Here is a 590-nt window from a genome sequence, read left to right as displayed (position 1 = left end):
TGCTGACGCAGGCGATCCAGACCACGCAGGATTGGGAGAAGGTCGCCTATTACATCCTGCTGATCGTGGTGCTGGTCATCGCGATGGACGGCCTGTCGGGCTGGCTGCGGCGCCGCCTGATCCGCGGGTCCTAGTCCGCCAGCACCAGCGAGACCCGGTCGCCCGCGAACCACGTCCGCCCGTATTCCACGGGCCGGCCTCGGTCATCCAGGTTCACCGCCACCGAGCGGAGCACCGGCGCGCCCTGCGGGATCTGCAGGGCCACCGCCTGCGTGGCATTGGCCAGCTTGGCCGTGATGCGGGTGCTGGCCCGCGTATAGTCAGCCACCCCGCAGGCGGCCAGCGCCGCGGTGATCGACTGATGGTCGCGGGCCTGGTCGCAGAACCCCGCCAGCCATCCCGGCAGAACCGACCGGAACAGCGCCAGCGGCTGGCCGTCGGCCAGCGACAGCCCCTCGACCACGTGGACCGGATCGCCGGGGGACAGGTCCAGCATCTGCGCCTCGACCGCGTCGCAGGGGCGGGTTTCCAGCCGGGTGAAGCGGTGTGACCCCGTGCGCCCCGCCGCCGCCAGGTTCTGCGAAAACCGC

1 protein-coding gene is annotated in these 590 nt (G+C 71.4%); it reads right to left on the bottom strand.

What is annotated here, in order from left to right:
• Positions 1–130: 130 nt before the first annotated feature.
• A partial coding sequence (locus TW83_RS16370) for a GntR family transcriptional regulator (protein WP_045983851.1) occupies positions 131–590 on the bottom strand: 460 nt, incomplete at its 5' end.

The sequence above is a fragment of the Paracoccus sp. S4493 genome, from assembly GCF_000967735.1.
Classification (GTDB): domain Bacteria; phylum Pseudomonadota; class Alphaproteobacteria; order Rhodobacterales; family Rhodobacteraceae; genus Paracoccus; species Paracoccus marcusii.
Note: the sequence above shows the minus strand (reverse complement) of the source record. Positions and strands in the feature narration are given on the sequence as shown.